Source organism: Mesorhizobium sp. ORS 3428, assembly GCF_001854785.1.
GTDB lineage: Bacteria > Pseudomonadota > Alphaproteobacteria > Rhizobiales > Rhizobiaceae > Mesorhizobium.
The window spans coordinates 26,714-39,663 of record NZ_MDFL01000122.1 but is presented as its reverse complement, the minus strand read 5'-3'; the positions used below and the strand labels follow the sequence as shown (position 1 = coordinate 39,663).

The following is a 12,950-nucleotide window of genomic DNA, read 5'->3' as shown; positions in this document are numbered from 1 at the left end:
CCAGTGGACGAAATTTCAAAACCAATCCAGCATGCGCCAAATCGATCTCTGGCGAAACCTTTGCCAAGGGCCATAATCCCGTCGATTGCGAGGTTGCCCGCGCCTGAAGAGGGAGTGAGCGATGTTCGAATTGACGATTTCGCGTCGTGGCCTGCTTGCCGGTTCGGCGCTGCTTTTGGCATCGACCGCGCTGCCGGCCATCGGCCGGGCGCAGGCGCCGAAGAAGCGCGGACGCCTGATCGTCGCCGCCGACTCCGAGCCGCGCAACCTCAATCCGGCAATCGTCGCCTCCAACGGCGTCTTCTTCATTTCCAGCAAGGTCGTCGAGACGCTGGCCGAGGCCTCATTCGACGGCAAGGATGGACTTGAGCCGCGGCTGGCGCTTTCCTGGGAGGGTGCGGCCGACGGACTGTCGGTGACCTTCAAATTACGCGACGGCGTCAAATGGCATGACGGCAAGCCCTTCACCTCCGCCGACGTCGCCTTCTCGGCGCTGCAGGTCTGGAAGCCGCTGCAGAATCTCGGCCGCACCGTGTTCAAGGATCTCAGCGCGGTCGACACGCCGGACGAGCTGACCGCCGTGTTCAAATTCGCCAGGCCGACGCCGTTCCAGTTGATCCGCAACGCGCTGCCGGCGCTGACCAGCGTCGTGCYGAAGCACATCTATGAGACCGGCAAGCTCGAGGAGAACGCGGCCAACAACGCGCCGGTCGGCACTGGCCCGTTCAAATTCGCCGAATACAAGGCAGGCCARTATTACCGGCTGACGAGGAACGACGACTATTGGGGCAAGGACGAGCCCTATCTCGACGAGATCGTCTACCAGGTGCTGCCGGACCRCACCTCGGCKGCAGYCGCCCTCGAAGCGGAAGAAATCCATCTCGCCGCCTTCTCCGCCGTGCCGCTCGTCGACCTCGACCGCATATCCAAGGTGCCGGGCCTGACGGTCATCACCAAGGGCTATGAAGGGCTGACCTACCAGCTTGTCGTCGAGATCAACCACCGCCGCAAGGAACTGGCCGACCTCAAAGTGCGCCAGGCGATCGCGCATGCCATCGACAAGGACTTCGTCGTCAAGACCATCTTCCTCGGCTATGCCGCGACCGCTACCGGCCCGGTGCCGAAGAACGATCCGCAATTCTACACTGCCGACGTGCCGACCTATCCCTTCGACGTTTCTCAAGCCAACGACTTGCTCGATGAGGCCGGCTACAAGCGCCCCGACGACGGCAAGCGATTTACCCTGAAACTCCTGCCGGCGCCCCATTTCAACGAAACGAAACAGTTCGGCGACTATCTGCGCCGGGCGCTCTCGGTCATCGGCATCGACGCCRTGATCGTCAACAATGACGCCGCCGCGCATATGAAAGCGGTCTACACYGACCATGCCTTCGACCTCGCTGTCGGCCCCCCGGTGTTCAGCGGTGACCCGGCGATCTCGACCACCATCCTGGTGCAGAGCGGCATTCCCGACGGCGTGCCCTTCTCCAACCAGGGCGGCTACAAGAATTCGGAGTTGGACGCGCTGATCGCCGAGGCATCGGAGACGCTCGACACCGCTACCCGCACCACGCTCTACAAGGAATTCCAGAAAAAGGTGGCGGCCGACCTGCCGCTGATCAACGTCGCCGAATGGAGCTTCACGAGCGTCGCCCGCGACACCGTCGGCAACATCGCCAACAACCCGCGCTGGGCGGTGTCGAACTGGGCGGACACCTATTTGACCGGCTGAYCTCGCACTTGCGCATAGACAGTTCGGGCGCTCAGCCTCGAGAATGGAAGTTCCTTCGCGCCCCGCTCTCTCCTGCAAGCTTGGAAATTGACGAAAGCCGCGATGAGAGCCGATCTCCCCCCATGTGGGGGAGATGTCCGGCAGGACAGAGGGGGGCGCCGTAGAGCGCGACCTCTGACGTTGCAAGTGGCGACGCCGTTTCGCCATGCCTCGCCCCCCGATGTTTCGGTGCGCGAATAGCTCCTGGAATTGCTGCTCGACCTGTAGCGGCAGGAACGGATCGCCTACCTTTTCATTTCACATGACCTGGGCGTCATCCGCCGAGAGCGGCGATRCCCGCGCCGCCATCGCCGACCCGCAATCGGTGATCGGCAAGGCGCTGGTCGCGGCAATGCCAGGACTGGGACACACGATGACCGATCCCGAAGCAGCCAGAGCCGAAAAACTGTCGCGCGAACTCGATTCCGCCTTCCGCAACCGGGCCGATCTCTATCGTCTCTTCCTGGACGAACTGACCGCCGAACTCGGCGCCGAGAAGGCAGAGGCTGTGATGATCCGCACCATCGAGAAGCGCGGTCGGGAAGTCGCGGCGACGGCCTTCGCAGGTCTCGGCCCCAACGACGCCAGGGCGATCGGCGAGGCGTTCCTGGCCGCCAGCCCAGACGACGGGCGCATGTATCCGACCGACGTCGACCGCGGGCCGGACCACATCGCCTTCAAGGTGAAGCGTTGCCCGCTCAAGGACGCCTGGGTCGAGGCCGGCGTCGGCGAGGAAAAGCTCGCCACGCTCTGCCGCATCGCGGGCGCCTTCGACCGCGGCCTGTTCGAGGCGACCGGCGTGCGCTTCGCCAACATCACCTGGACGCCGGGCCACGGCTCCGGCTGCTGCCACATCGCGCTGACCAACAGGGACGCCTAGCCTGACAGTATCTTAGTTTTCGGCAAAGACGTGCAGTTCGGCGCCCGCCCCCTCGATCGCGGCGCGCAAATCCGCCGCCGGCTCGCGGTCGGTGACGACGTCGGAAATCTCGCTCAAAGGGCAGACGCGTTCGAGGCTGCTGCGCCCGAACTTGTCGTTGGTGACGACCAGCATTGTCGACAGCGCCCGCGCTATCATCGCCCGCTTCACCGCCGCTGCGCCGGAGATCATGTCGCTCGGCCCCTCGGCATTCACGGCCGAAGCGCCGATAATGGCGACGTCGGCATTGTAGCGGCGCACGAACTCCACCGTGTCCTCGCCGAGCACCGCGGCCTCACGGCTGTCATAGGTGCCMGGGCAAAGGATGACGCGGAAGCCCTGATTGGCGCCGGCCACCGATGCGATTCCGACGGAGTTGGTGATGATCGTGAGCTCCCGGCCGAGCAGGGAGAGGCTGCGCGCCACTTCGTAGGTGGTCGATCCGCCGTCGATCATCACGATGCGGCCTTTCTCGATCAATCCCGCCGCTCCACGCCCGACGCGGGCACGCTCCTCGACCATGGTGAGGCCGCGCTCGGCGATCACCGGCTCGGACGTCATCAGCGAGATCGTCGCGCCGCCATAGGTGCGGTTGATCAACCCTGCCTCGCCAAGCTCGATGAGATCGCGGCGGATGGTCTCGCCGGCGACCCCGATGCGGCGGGCGAGCTTGGAGATGCGGATCGACGCCGAGCGCCTGACTTCCGACAGGATCAGTTCATGGCGCTCTTTCTTCGTCAGTCGACCCGGCTCGATGTTCATCGTCCTTCCTCTGCTGCGGCCCTGTCATCACCGAAAACGGCGAACGCCGCCGCACCGGAGGATCCGTCCCCGGCGCCAGGACATTAGCCACGCCCACGCTGTCGGGAAAGCCTGCGCATCAGTGCCTCAGCCGATCGCGCATCGCATACCACAGCATGCCGAGCACATAGAGAGGCCCGCGCAATGCCGTGCCGCCCGGGAACGGCATGGGCGTCAGCGTCGAGAACAGGTCGAGCCGCGAGGCGTCGCCCGTGATCGCTTCCGCGAGCAGCTTGCCCGACAGTGTCGACAGGATGACGCCCTTGCCGGAATAGCCATGCGCGAAATAGACCTCGCCGTAATGCCCGACATGCGGCAGCCTCGACGTCGTCACCGACACCAGCCCGCCCCAGGCATGGTCGATGCGGCAGCCCTTGAGCTGCGGGAAGGTCTTCTCCATATGCGGTCGTACGAAGCCGGCGATGTCGGCCGGCGGCGACGGCGTGTAGCGCTCGCCGCCGCCGAACAGCAGGCGGCCGTCCGCCGACATGCGGTAGTAATTGACTACGAAGAGCGTGTCCGAGACCGCGACATTCGCCGGAATGACATTGCGCTCGCCCAAAGGCTCGGTGGCGACGATGTAGTTGCCGATCGGCATGATGCGGCTGTTGACGCGCGGCTCCAGTCCCTTGAGCAGCGCATCGCCAGCCAGCACGACATGCCGGGCGCGGACGGACCCCTTGTCGGTGAACACGCGGATGGAGGGCTCGTGCTCGAGCCGCAGGGCGACCGAGTTCTCGCGAATGGTGACGCCCGCGGCCGAAGCGRCCCGCGCGAGCCCCAGCGTGTAGTTCAGCGGATGCATGTGGCCGCCGAGCCTCTCGAAGACCGCGCCCTGATAGGGCGTGTCGACCATCTGCCGCGCTTGYGATGCCGACAGGATCTCGACATCCGCAAAGTTCATCACCTTGGCGAGGCATTCCGCCTCTCCCTCGAAGTCGCGCAGGTCGGAWCTGTTGACCGCGCCGACCAGATGGCCGGTCAGCCGCAGGTCGCAGTCGATGCGATGGCGCTCGATGATGTCGAGCACCAGGCCCCGCGCCTCGAAGGCGAGGTCGAACAGCGCTTTCGCCCGTTCCGGTCCGAAGGCCTTGACCAGCCCTTTAGCGCCTTTGCGCAGGCCGGGGATCATCTGCCCGCCATTGCGCCCGGAGGCGCCCCAGCCGATTTTGCCGCCTTCGACCAGCACCACTTTCAGGCCACGTTCGGCCGCGTGAAGCGCTGCCGACAGCCCCGTGCAGCCGCCTCCGACAACCACAAGATCGGCTTCGACATCGCCGGTCAGCGCCGGATGGTCCGGCGCCGGATTGGCGGTGGCGACATAGTAGGATTTGCCGATGTCGAGACCGGAATTGAAGCCTGTCCAGACCATGGTTACACCTTGAGCAGCAGATGATCGCGTTCCCACGACGTCACCACGGTCTGGAACAGATCGAGCTCGACGCTCTTCACGCGCAGATAGGTCTGGAAGAAGTCCTCGCCGAGCAGCGCCCGCACCGGCTCGCAGGCGGCGAAACGGTCGAGCGCTTCCTCCATGGTCTTGGGCAGCGTGCTCTTGCTGCGATAGGCATTGCCTAACGCTTCCGGCGAGCGGGCAATCCTTTCCTCGATGCCGAGATAGYCCGCGATCAGCGAGCCGGCCATGGCGAGGTACGGATTGGCGTCGGCGCCGGGCAGACGGTTCTCAACCCGCCGCGCCGCGCGCCCGCCGATTGGCACGCGCAGGCCRCAGGAGCGGTTGTCATGCGACCACTCGATATTGGCCGGTGCGCTGTGCCCGGGCCGGATGCGGCGATACGAGTTCACGTTGGGCGCAAACAGCGGCATCACCTCCGGAATGTATTTCTGCAGGCCGCCGATGAACTGCGCAAACATTTCGCTGTCCTCGCCGTCTTTGCCGGCAAACAATGGCTCGCCGCCTTCGTCGACGATCGACATGTGCAGATGCATCGAGCTGCCGGCCTGCGCGGCGATCGGTTTCGCCATGAAGGTGGCGTGCATGCCGCTCGCCTGCGCCGCCTGTCTTGCCATGCGCTTGAACAAAAGCACCTTGTCGGCCAGCGCCAGCGGATCGCCATGCAGGAAGTTGATCTCGAGCTGCGCCGTGCCGGATTCGTGGATCAGCGTGTCAAGCGGCAGGCCGGCCGTGGCGGCGTGATCATAGAGACGGCGCGTCACCGCTTCGAATTCCTCCAGCGCCTGCATGTCGTAGGGATGCTGCACGCTTTCCGGCCGGCCGTTGCGCCCGACCGGCGCGGTCAATGGGCGATCCGGATCGGGGTTCGGCGCCGTGAGATAGAATTCGAGCTCCGGCGCCATCACCGCGCGCCAGCCGCGCCGGCGATAGAGGTCGAGCACAGACCTCAGAACATGGCGCGGCGAAGCCATCCATGGCCGGCCGTCCATGTGGAACGTGTCGGCGAAGACATAGGCCCTGCCGGCACTGCCGCCCGGTGCAAGGCACAGCGTCGAGAGGTCGGGCACCATGCGCATGTCGGGATCCTGATAGRCAAAGCCCTCGTCGATGGAGCCGGAATAGCGGCCGTCGATGGCGACCAGGAAGGCGCTGCTCGGCAAATAGAGCGCCCGGTCTTCGAGCGACTTCRGGAACTTGGCCGCAGGCAGGGCCTTGCCGCGCAGCACGCCGTTGACGTCGGGCACGAGGCACTCGACCTCGTTTATTCCATGCGTTTTCAGCCAGCTTTGCGGATCGGCGCTGCTGGAGAGCGAAGAGTCTTGTTTGTCAGGCATCGGTCATGTCCGTACGAAGGAGAGATCGCTTCGGCGGGCACGTCCCGGGTAGGTATTGATGTAAGCTGCGCTATCCGAAGGACGCCCGCCTGGTGGCCGGCCCAGCGGCCGGATTGAGCGTCCCAGCTACTCCCTCGGTCCATCCGTCGCGAACGACATGCGAGCCGACTTTCGTCTCCTCCGCGCGCTGCAGGTTCTCATGTCGGCAGCAGCGCATGATTAGCGACAGCCTGCCGAGGCGCGCGAGCTTACGTCCGAAGCCGGAAACGGCCGGGTGCGGGAAAGCCTTTCTGCCGCCTGCATGAGAAGCCTCATCGAGAAACCTGGCCTATGGTTTGACCGATCCCTGCTTCCGGCGCAAGTCCGTCCGATGGAAGCGGTCCGCCTTACCGCGAATGGGCGGGAGGAACCGGATGCCGCTTTTGATGTTCCCATCAAGCCGCCAGCGGCGCAAAGGCCGCCCGGCGGCATGGAAACTTCAGCACGACCAGGAGCGACGGCATGGAAAGCAGGATCGATACGGGTGCATGTTTTTGCGGAGCGATCGCGGCTGAGATGCAGGGCGATCCTTTCTGGATCTGCTTCGATCATGACGACGACTGCCGCCGCGCGATCGGAAGCCCGCTGACCGTCTGGGTCGGTTACCGRCCGCACCAGTTCCGGCTGACCCGCGGCCGGCCCAGGGAATTCTCTAAGACCCCCGGTATCGTCCRCACCTTCTGTGAACAATGCGGCACCTCGATCACCTACCGCGACGAAGGGTTGAGCGACGAGCTCTACGTCACGATCGGATTTCTCGACCATCCGGAGTGGTTCCAGCCGCAAGCCCACGCCTACTGGCGACTGYGACTGCCCTGGCTGGAATTTTCCGACGATCTGCCGCGCATCGACACCTATTCGCGCCGCCGCGATCCGGCATTCGGAAATCCCGTCGACCGTTAGGGGGTTCGCCAAAAGCCCGTCAGCCTATGCTTTCGCCGCCGTCGACCACCAGCGCCTGGCCGGTCATGAAGGACGAGCGGTCGGAAACGAGGAACAGGATCGCCTCGGCGATCTCCTCCGCGCTCGCCCATCGCCCCATCGGGATCTTGGTGCGGACATAGTTCTCGATCGCATCGCGCCCGCCCATCTGGGCGATGAACGGCTCGTTGAACGGCGTGTCGACCCAGCCCGGGCAGAGCGCGTTGATGCGCACATTATGCTTGGCATAGTCGAGCGACATCTGCCTGGTCATCGCCACCACCGCATGCTTGGACGTGGCATAGGCAATCATCTCGCGATCGTAGAAGACGCCCGAATTCGAAGCGGTGTTGAGGATGACGCCGCCGCCCTGTGCGATCATCGAAGGCATGACCGTCTTGGCGGCCAGGAACTGGGCCCGCACATTGATCCGCCAGGAAGCATCCATGCCGTCGGTGCTCACCTCGGTCAGCGTGCCGCCGACCTGAATGCCGGCATGGCTGTGCAGGATGTCGATGCGGCCGTGCTTTTCCAGCGTTCCCGCGATGAGATCCTCGACCGCCCTGTCGCTGCCGACATCGGTCGCGACCGCTTCGGCGCGGCCGCCGGCGTCGCGGATGTCGGATGCCGTGGCTTCGCCGGCCGCCGGGTCGCGATCGGCGATCACCACGACAGCCCCTTCCCGCGCCATGATCATGGCGCCGGCGCGTCCGATACCCGACCCGGCGCCTGTCACCACGGCTATGCGATCTTTCAGAATCATGGGCTTGTCTTTCAAGGCGATGGTTTTCGTCGGCCGAGTTGCCATTGCGCGAGCAGCACAAGCAGAACCGACGCGGCGAGCACGATCGTCGCGACGGCATTGATCTCGGGGGTCACGCCGCGCCGGATGGAGGCAARGACGTAGATCGGCAACGTCGTCTGCGCGCCGGCGACGAAGAAGGCGATGATGAAGTCGTCGAAGGAGAAGGTGAAGGCGAGCAGGAAGCCCGCGATCACCGCAGGCATGATCTGCGGCAGCACGATCGAGCGGAACGTCGTCAGCGGGGTTGCGTAGAGGTCGCTCGATGCTTCGACCAGGTTGCGGTCGAGGCTRCCGAGGCGCGTGCCGACGATCATCGTCACAAGCGCCATCGAGAACAGGCCGTGCGCGGCGATGATCGAGCCATAGCCGAGCGCAAGGCGCGGCGGCTGGTCGGTCGGCCACAGCGAGGCGAGGAAGGGATTGACGACGGCAAAGAGTTGCACCAGCGCAACCAGCGTCGAGATGCCGATGACCACGCCCGGCACGACGATCGCCGCACCCAGCAGCGCGTCGAACATTGCCCTTGTCCGCGCCCCGACGCGCTGCAGCCCGAGCGCTGCGGCTGTGCCGCAGACGGCGGCCAGCAGGGCGCTGGTGGTGGCGATAAACAGGCTGTTCTTCAGCGCCTCGACCAGGAACGGATTCGACAGCGCCTTGCCGTACCACTGCGTCGAAAAGCCGGTGAACTCGCTGGCATGATGGCCGGCATTGAAGGAGAACAGCACGACCAGCGCGATCGGCAGATAGAGGAAGGCAAAGACGGCGACGACGAAGGCACGCATCAGATCAGATCCACGCGGCGGGCGCCGGAAAGCCGGGTCGAGATGCGATTGGCGATAATCAGCACAACCACCGAGACCAACACCAACGTGATGGCGATGGCCGATCCGAACGGCCAGTTGCGCGACTGCAGGAACAGGTCGACCAGCGCGTTGCCGATGAAGAACACCTTGCCGCCGCCGAGCAGCGTCGGAATGAGATACTCGCCGAGCAGCAGGATCATCACCAGCGAGAAGCCGGTCAGCACGCCCGGCAGCGACAGCCTGAGCGTCACCCCGATGAACGTCGACARCGGCGTCGCGCCGAGATCGGCGGAAGCCTCCAGCAGCCGGCGGTCGAGCCGCTCCAGGCTGACATAGATCGGCAGGATCATCAGCGGCAGATAGCCATAGACGATGCCAAGCAGCACCGCGCCCGGCGTGTTGATCAGCCTGAGATCCTCAATGCCGACATAGGCGAGCAGGGCCGGAATGCCGCGCCCGCCAAGGATATACATCCAGGCATAGGTGCGCATCAAAAGGCTGGTCCAGAACGGGATGACGATCAGCGCGAGCAGGATCAGCCGCCAGCGTTGGGGCGCGCGCAGCGCCAGATAATAGGCGACCGGATAGGCGACAAGCAGGCAGGCGAGCGCGCCGACTGGTGCCAGCAGCATCGTGTTCCAGAAGGCCGTCGCCCGTGCCGGCAGGTTGGCGTATTGCGCGAGCGTCAGTGCGGCCTGGTAGCCGCCCTCGGGCGCCCGCTCGCCGACGCTGAAGATGGCGATGGCGACGAACGGCAGGACCAGGAACACGACAAGCCACAGCGTCGCCGGGGCGAGCAGCAATGCCGTCAGGAGGTTTTTGCGAAAATGATTGCTGCCGCGCATCGAGAAAGCCGCTTCGGGGCCGGCGGACAAATGCCCGCCGGCGGCACGTACTTGACCGGAGTTGGTGCTTTGCCTCACGCGGCCTTGAAGCGCGCCATCAGCTCGGCGCGGCCCGGATCGGTCAGCGTCGCCGCGGCGCCGAACTCGAGCGGCTTCAGAAGATCGGCGGCCGGATAGAGGATCGGATTGTCGAGCACCTCCTTCGGCAGCAGCGCGTTGACCCGCGCATCGGTGCAAGGCGCGCCATTGGCCAGATGCTCCTTCACCGCCACCTTCGGATTCATCAGGTAGTTGAGCAGCGCATAGCCGGCCGGCTTGTTCGGCGCATCCTTGGGGATGGCGTAGAAGTCGGTCCAGATCTCGCCGCCCTCCTTGCCGAGCACGTAGGCGATCTCTGGAAGGTCGCGATGAAGCTGCGCACCATCATTGGTCCAGCACATCGTCATCCAGGCATCGCCCGAGCGCATCGACGGCTGGTAGTCGCTCGACACCGCGAACAGATGCGGCTTGACCTTGAGCAGCAATTCCTCGGCCTTGGCGAGCTCGTCCTGCTTCAGCGAGTTGAACGAGTAGCCGTAATATTTCAGCGCATTGCCGATCGTGGTCAGCTGATAGTCATGCACCATGGTGCGGCCGTCGGCTTCCGCCACGGCCGTGTCCCAGAACTCCTTCCAGCTCGACATCGGCTTGGCGAGCTTCTTGGTGTTGACCGCGAAGCCGGTCGTGCCCCAGTTCTTCGGCACGGCATAGATCGTCCCGTCGATCGTGCCTTCCGCGGTGAAGCGCGAATCTTCCGACTTGCCGTCGAAATTCGTCAACTTGGCCATGTCCAGCGGCTCGATGATGCCGAGCTTCTTGTAGGTCGAGATGGTGTAGTTGGTCGGCACGAACAGGCTCCAGCCCGAGCCGCCGGCCTGCAGCTTGGCCAGCATCTCCTCGTTCGACCCGAAGACATTGACCTCGACGGCCACGCCCGTCTCGGCCTTGAAATTCTCGAATGTCGCCGGATCGTGATAGTTCGGCCAGGTCGCGATCGACATGCGGTCGCCGAGGCTCTCGGCGGCAAAGGCCGGCGTCGGCATGATGCCGAGCTCGCGCGCCATCACCGTGGTCGCGACGCCAAGGCCGGTGAGGCCGAGGAAGTCGCGCCGGCTGATCGAGCCGCGCTTCATGCGCATCAGTTGGTCGACGAATTTCTCGGGGCTTATCGGCAGTCCGTCACGATAGGATTTCGGCATGTTGGTCTTCCCTCTGGTTGGTCCCGTTGTTCTTGGAGGCCGGAAACGCCAGCGGCGCTCCGGCGGCAAAGCCGATGGCGACGGGTTCGCCCGGCTTGAAAAGATTGCCCTTGCCGATCAGGTGATCGGCCTTGGCGAGCAGTGATCCGATACCCTGGACCTCGATCGCGTATTCCGCGGTCGAGCCCAGGAAAATCCGGTTGCGGACGATGCCCTTCAGGCTGCCGGCTCCGGGTGCTGCGAGGCTGAGCGATTCCGGCCGCAGGCTGACGGACACCGTTTCGCCTCGGCTGAGYGACACGCGCTTGCGCGCCGTAATGACAGTGCCGTCGGCAAGCGCCACATCCACGAGCTCGCCGGAGAGCCCAGCCACCTTGCCGCTCAGAAGATTGGTTTTGCCGACGAAATCGGCGACGAACAGGTCCGCCGGCTCATCATAGATCTCGCTCGGCTGGCCGAGCTGGACGACGCGGCCGCCATTCATGACGCAGACGAAGTCGCTCATCGACAGCGCTTCCTCCTGGTCGTGGGTGACCAGCACGAAGGTGATGCCGATCTCACGCTGCAGGTTCTGCAGCTCGATCTGCATGTCGGTGCGCAGCTTCTTGTCGAGCGCCGCCAGCGGCTCGTCGAGAAGCAGCACCGCCGGCTTGTTGACCAGCGCCCGCGCCAGCGCGACGCGCTGCTGCTGGCCGCCGGAAAGCTCGTGGATCTTGCGGCGGCCGTAGCCGGACAGCTGCACCATGGCCAGCGCCTCGCCCGCCCTTGCGGCGATCTCACGTGATGACAGGCGCGGCCTTGCCTGGCGCAGCCCGTAGGAGATGTTCTCCTCGACGTCGAGATGCGGAAACAGCGCGTATTGCTGGAACACCATGTTGGCCGGACGCCGATACGGCGGCGTGCCGGCCATGTCGCTTCCGCGGATCAGCACCTGGCCTTCGCTCGGCTGCTCGAAGCCGCCGATCATGCGCAGGCAGGTCGTCTTGCCGCAGCCGGACGGCCCGAGCAGCGCGACGAAAGCGGAAGGCGGGATGGCAAGGTCGATGCCGCTGACCGCCGTGACGGCGCCATAGCGCTTGGTGACCGCGCGAAACTCGATATCGGGCACTGCAGTCAAGCCAGGCTCCAGCGACAGCATGAGGAAATGTCGTGACGCTAGCAGAGCCAACGGTGACTAGTATATACCTCGCGGGTGGTATATTTAGCAGATTTTATCGTTCAGAGGGGTATGAATTGRCCGCCTCCCGCAGTGACGACTACAATGCGCTCGCCGCCGTCATCGCCGCGACGCGCGAGACCGGCGACCATTTCGGCAAGGCGATCCTCGGCTGGCTGCGCGGGCATGTCCGCTTCGATCATTGCGTGATCTTCGGCTATCGGGGTGCCGCGCGGCCGCCGCTCTTGTTCGAGACCTTCTCGYCGGCCGAAAGCCACATCTTCGTTGCGCTCTACCAGGAAGGGCCGTACCTGCTCGACCCCTTCCATCACGCCGCGGTCGAGCGCAAGGAGGGTTTCTGGCGCATGCGCGAGCTAGCGCCTGACCGCTTCTATGCCAGCGAGTATTACCGTTCCTATTACAGCCAGACCCGGCTCGCCGAGGAGGTCGGCTTTTTCGTCCCGCTGGCCGGCAAGGATGCGCTGGTGCTGTCGCTGATGCGGCTGCGCGCCTCCGGGCCGTTCGGGACCGCCGACGCCAGGCTGCTGCGCGACATGGCGCCGGCGGTGGTCGGTTTGTGCAGGCTGCGCTGGCCGGCCCTGCCCGCTGACGAGATCGCGGTTCCGCCGCCGGGCGAGACCGTCGCGACCGCCAACGAACTGGATCGCGCGCATATATGGAAGAGCCTGTCGCTGACCTCGCGCGAGAAGCAGGTCGTCGACCTGGTGCTCCAGGGCCATTCGACGGAATCGATCRCCAGGGCGCTCAGGATCGTGCCGGGGACCGTCAAGGTCCACCGCCGTAACATCTATCGCAAGCTCAAGATCAAGTCGCAGGCCGGCCTCTTTGCGCGCTTCGTCGAAATCATCGACGCGCGCATCGGCTGAAAGCCAGGGCAGCG

General features: G+C 64.8%; 12 protein-coding genes. 4 read left to right on the top strand and 8 right to left on the bottom strand.

Annotated elements, in window-relative coordinates:
- Nucleotides 1-121: 121 nt before the first annotated feature.
- Both ORS3428_RS17890 and ORS3428_RS17885 read left to right on the top strand, forming a co-directional pair.
- The gene (locus ORS3428_RS17890) at nucleotides 122-1,732 is read left to right on the top strand and encodes an ABC transporter substrate-binding protein (protein ID WP_071099621.1); all 1,611 of its coding nucleotides are present in this window, start codon (nucleotides 122-124) and stop codon (nucleotides 1,730-1,732) included.
- A gap of 301 nt (nucleotides 1,733-2,033) precedes the next feature.
- Nucleotides 2,034-2,651 carry an L-2-amino-thiazoline-4-carboxylic acid hydrolase gene (locus ORS3428_RS17885; RefSeq protein ID WP_244508019.1) on the top strand — a complete coding sequence of 206 codons (618 nt, stop codon included), beginning with the start codon at nucleotides 2,034-2,036 and terminating at the stop codon, nucleotides 2,649-2,651.
- A gap of 12 nt (nucleotides 2,652-2,663) precedes the next feature.
- On the opposite strand, the gene ORS3428_RS17880 is transcribed toward ORS3428_RS17885, so the two are convergent.
- The 3 genes from ORS3428_RS17880 to ORS3428_RS17870 all read right to left on the bottom strand — a co-directional run bounded on the left by ORS3428_RS17880 (nucleotide 2,664) and on the right by ORS3428_RS17870 (nucleotide 6,242).
- Nucleotides 2,664-3,452, bottom strand: coding sequence for a DeoR/GlpR family DNA-binding transcription regulator (locus ORS3428_RS17880; RefSeq protein ID WP_244508018.1), 789 nt, complete (start codon nucleotides 3,450-3,452; stop codon nucleotides 2,664-2,666).
- Nucleotides 3,453-3,570: 118 nt separating this feature from the next.
- Nucleotides 3,571-4,863 carry an NAD(P)/FAD-dependent oxidoreductase gene (locus tag ORS3428_RS17875; RefSeq protein WP_071099620.1) on the bottom strand — a complete coding sequence of 431 codons (1,293 nt, stop codon included), beginning with the start codon at nucleotides 4,861-4,863 and terminating at the stop codon, nucleotides 3,571-3,573.
- 2 nt (nucleotides 4,864-4,865) lie between these two features.
- Nucleotides 4,866-6,242: a glutamine synthetase family protein gene (locus ORS3428_RS17870; RefSeq protein ID WP_071099619.1), complete on the bottom strand. Its 1,377-nt coding sequence runs from the start codon at nucleotides 6,240-6,242 to the stop codon at nucleotides 4,866-4,868.
- A 501-nt stretch (nucleotides 6,243-6,743) separates the two neighbouring features.
- Here ORS3428_RS17870 and ORS3428_RS17865 point away from each other — a divergent pair.
- Nucleotides 6,744-7,184, top strand: coding sequence for a GFA family protein (locus ORS3428_RS17865; protein ID WP_071099618.1), 441 nt, complete (start codon nucleotides 6,744-6,746; stop codon nucleotides 7,182-7,184).
- A gap of 19 nt (nucleotides 7,185-7,203) precedes the next feature.
- Here the strand turns inward: ORS3428_RS17865 and ORS3428_RS17860 are convergent, their stop codons facing one another.
- The 5 genes from ORS3428_RS17860 to ORS3428_RS17840 form a co-directional block, all read right to left on the bottom strand.
- Nucleotides 7,204-7,965: an SDR family NAD(P)-dependent oxidoreductase gene (locus tag ORS3428_RS17860; RefSeq protein WP_071099677.1), complete on the bottom strand. Its 762-nt coding sequence runs from the start codon at nucleotides 7,963-7,965 to the stop codon at nucleotides 7,204-7,206.
- Between the two features lie 11 nt (nucleotides 7,966-7,976).
- Nucleotides 7,977-8,789 carry an ABC transporter permease gene (locus ORS3428_RS17855; RefSeq protein WP_071099617.1) on the bottom strand — a complete coding sequence of 271 codons (813 nt, stop codon included), beginning with the start codon at nucleotides 8,787-8,789 and terminating at the stop codon, nucleotides 7,977-7,979.
- The gene (locus ORS3428_RS17850; protein WP_071099616.1) at nucleotides 8,789-9,655 is read right to left on the bottom strand and encodes an ABC transporter permease; all 867 of its coding nucleotides are present in this window, start codon (nucleotides 9,653-9,655) and stop codon (nucleotides 8,789-8,791) included. Before ORS3428_RS17850 ends, ORS3428_RS17855 begins: the two co-directional genes overlap by 1 nt.
- Nucleotides 9,656-9,729: 74 nt before the next feature.
- Nucleotides 9,730-10,893 (bottom strand): ABC transporter substrate-binding protein, encoded by a 1,164-nt coding sequence (locus tag ORS3428_RS17845; RefSeq protein ID WP_071099615.1) that lies wholly within the window; start codon nucleotides 10,891-10,893, stop codon nucleotides 9,730-9,732.
- Nucleotides 10,874-12,031 carry an ABC transporter ATP-binding protein gene (locus ORS3428_RS17840; protein WP_071099614.1) on the bottom strand — a complete coding sequence of 386 codons (1,158 nt, stop codon included), beginning with the start codon at nucleotides 12,029-12,031 and terminating at the stop codon, nucleotides 10,874-10,876. Before ORS3428_RS17840 ends, ORS3428_RS17845 begins: the two co-directional genes overlap by 20 nt.
- A 95-nt stretch (nucleotides 12,032-12,126) precedes the next feature.
- On the opposite strand from ORS3428_RS17840, the gene ORS3428_RS17835 reads away from it, so the two are divergent.
- The gene (locus ORS3428_RS17835) at nucleotides 12,127-12,936 is read left to right on the top strand and encodes a LuxR C-terminal-related transcriptional regulator (protein ID WP_071099613.1); all 810 of its coding nucleotides are present in this window, start codon (nucleotides 12,127-12,129) and stop codon (nucleotides 12,934-12,936) included.
- The last annotated feature ends 14 nt before the right edge of the window (nucleotides 12,937-12,950 follow it).

What these genes read in the sequence shown, in the direction of transcription:
- ORS3428_RS17845 (WP_071099615.1), bottom strand. Translation starts at nt 10,893, where the DNA reads ATGCCGAAATCCTATCGTGACGGACTGCCGATAAGCCCCGAGAAATTC.
- ORS3428_RS17860 (WP_071099677.1), bottom strand. Translation starts at nt 7,965, where the DNA reads ATGATTCTGAAAGATCGCATAGCCGTGGTGACAGGCGCCGGGTCGGGT.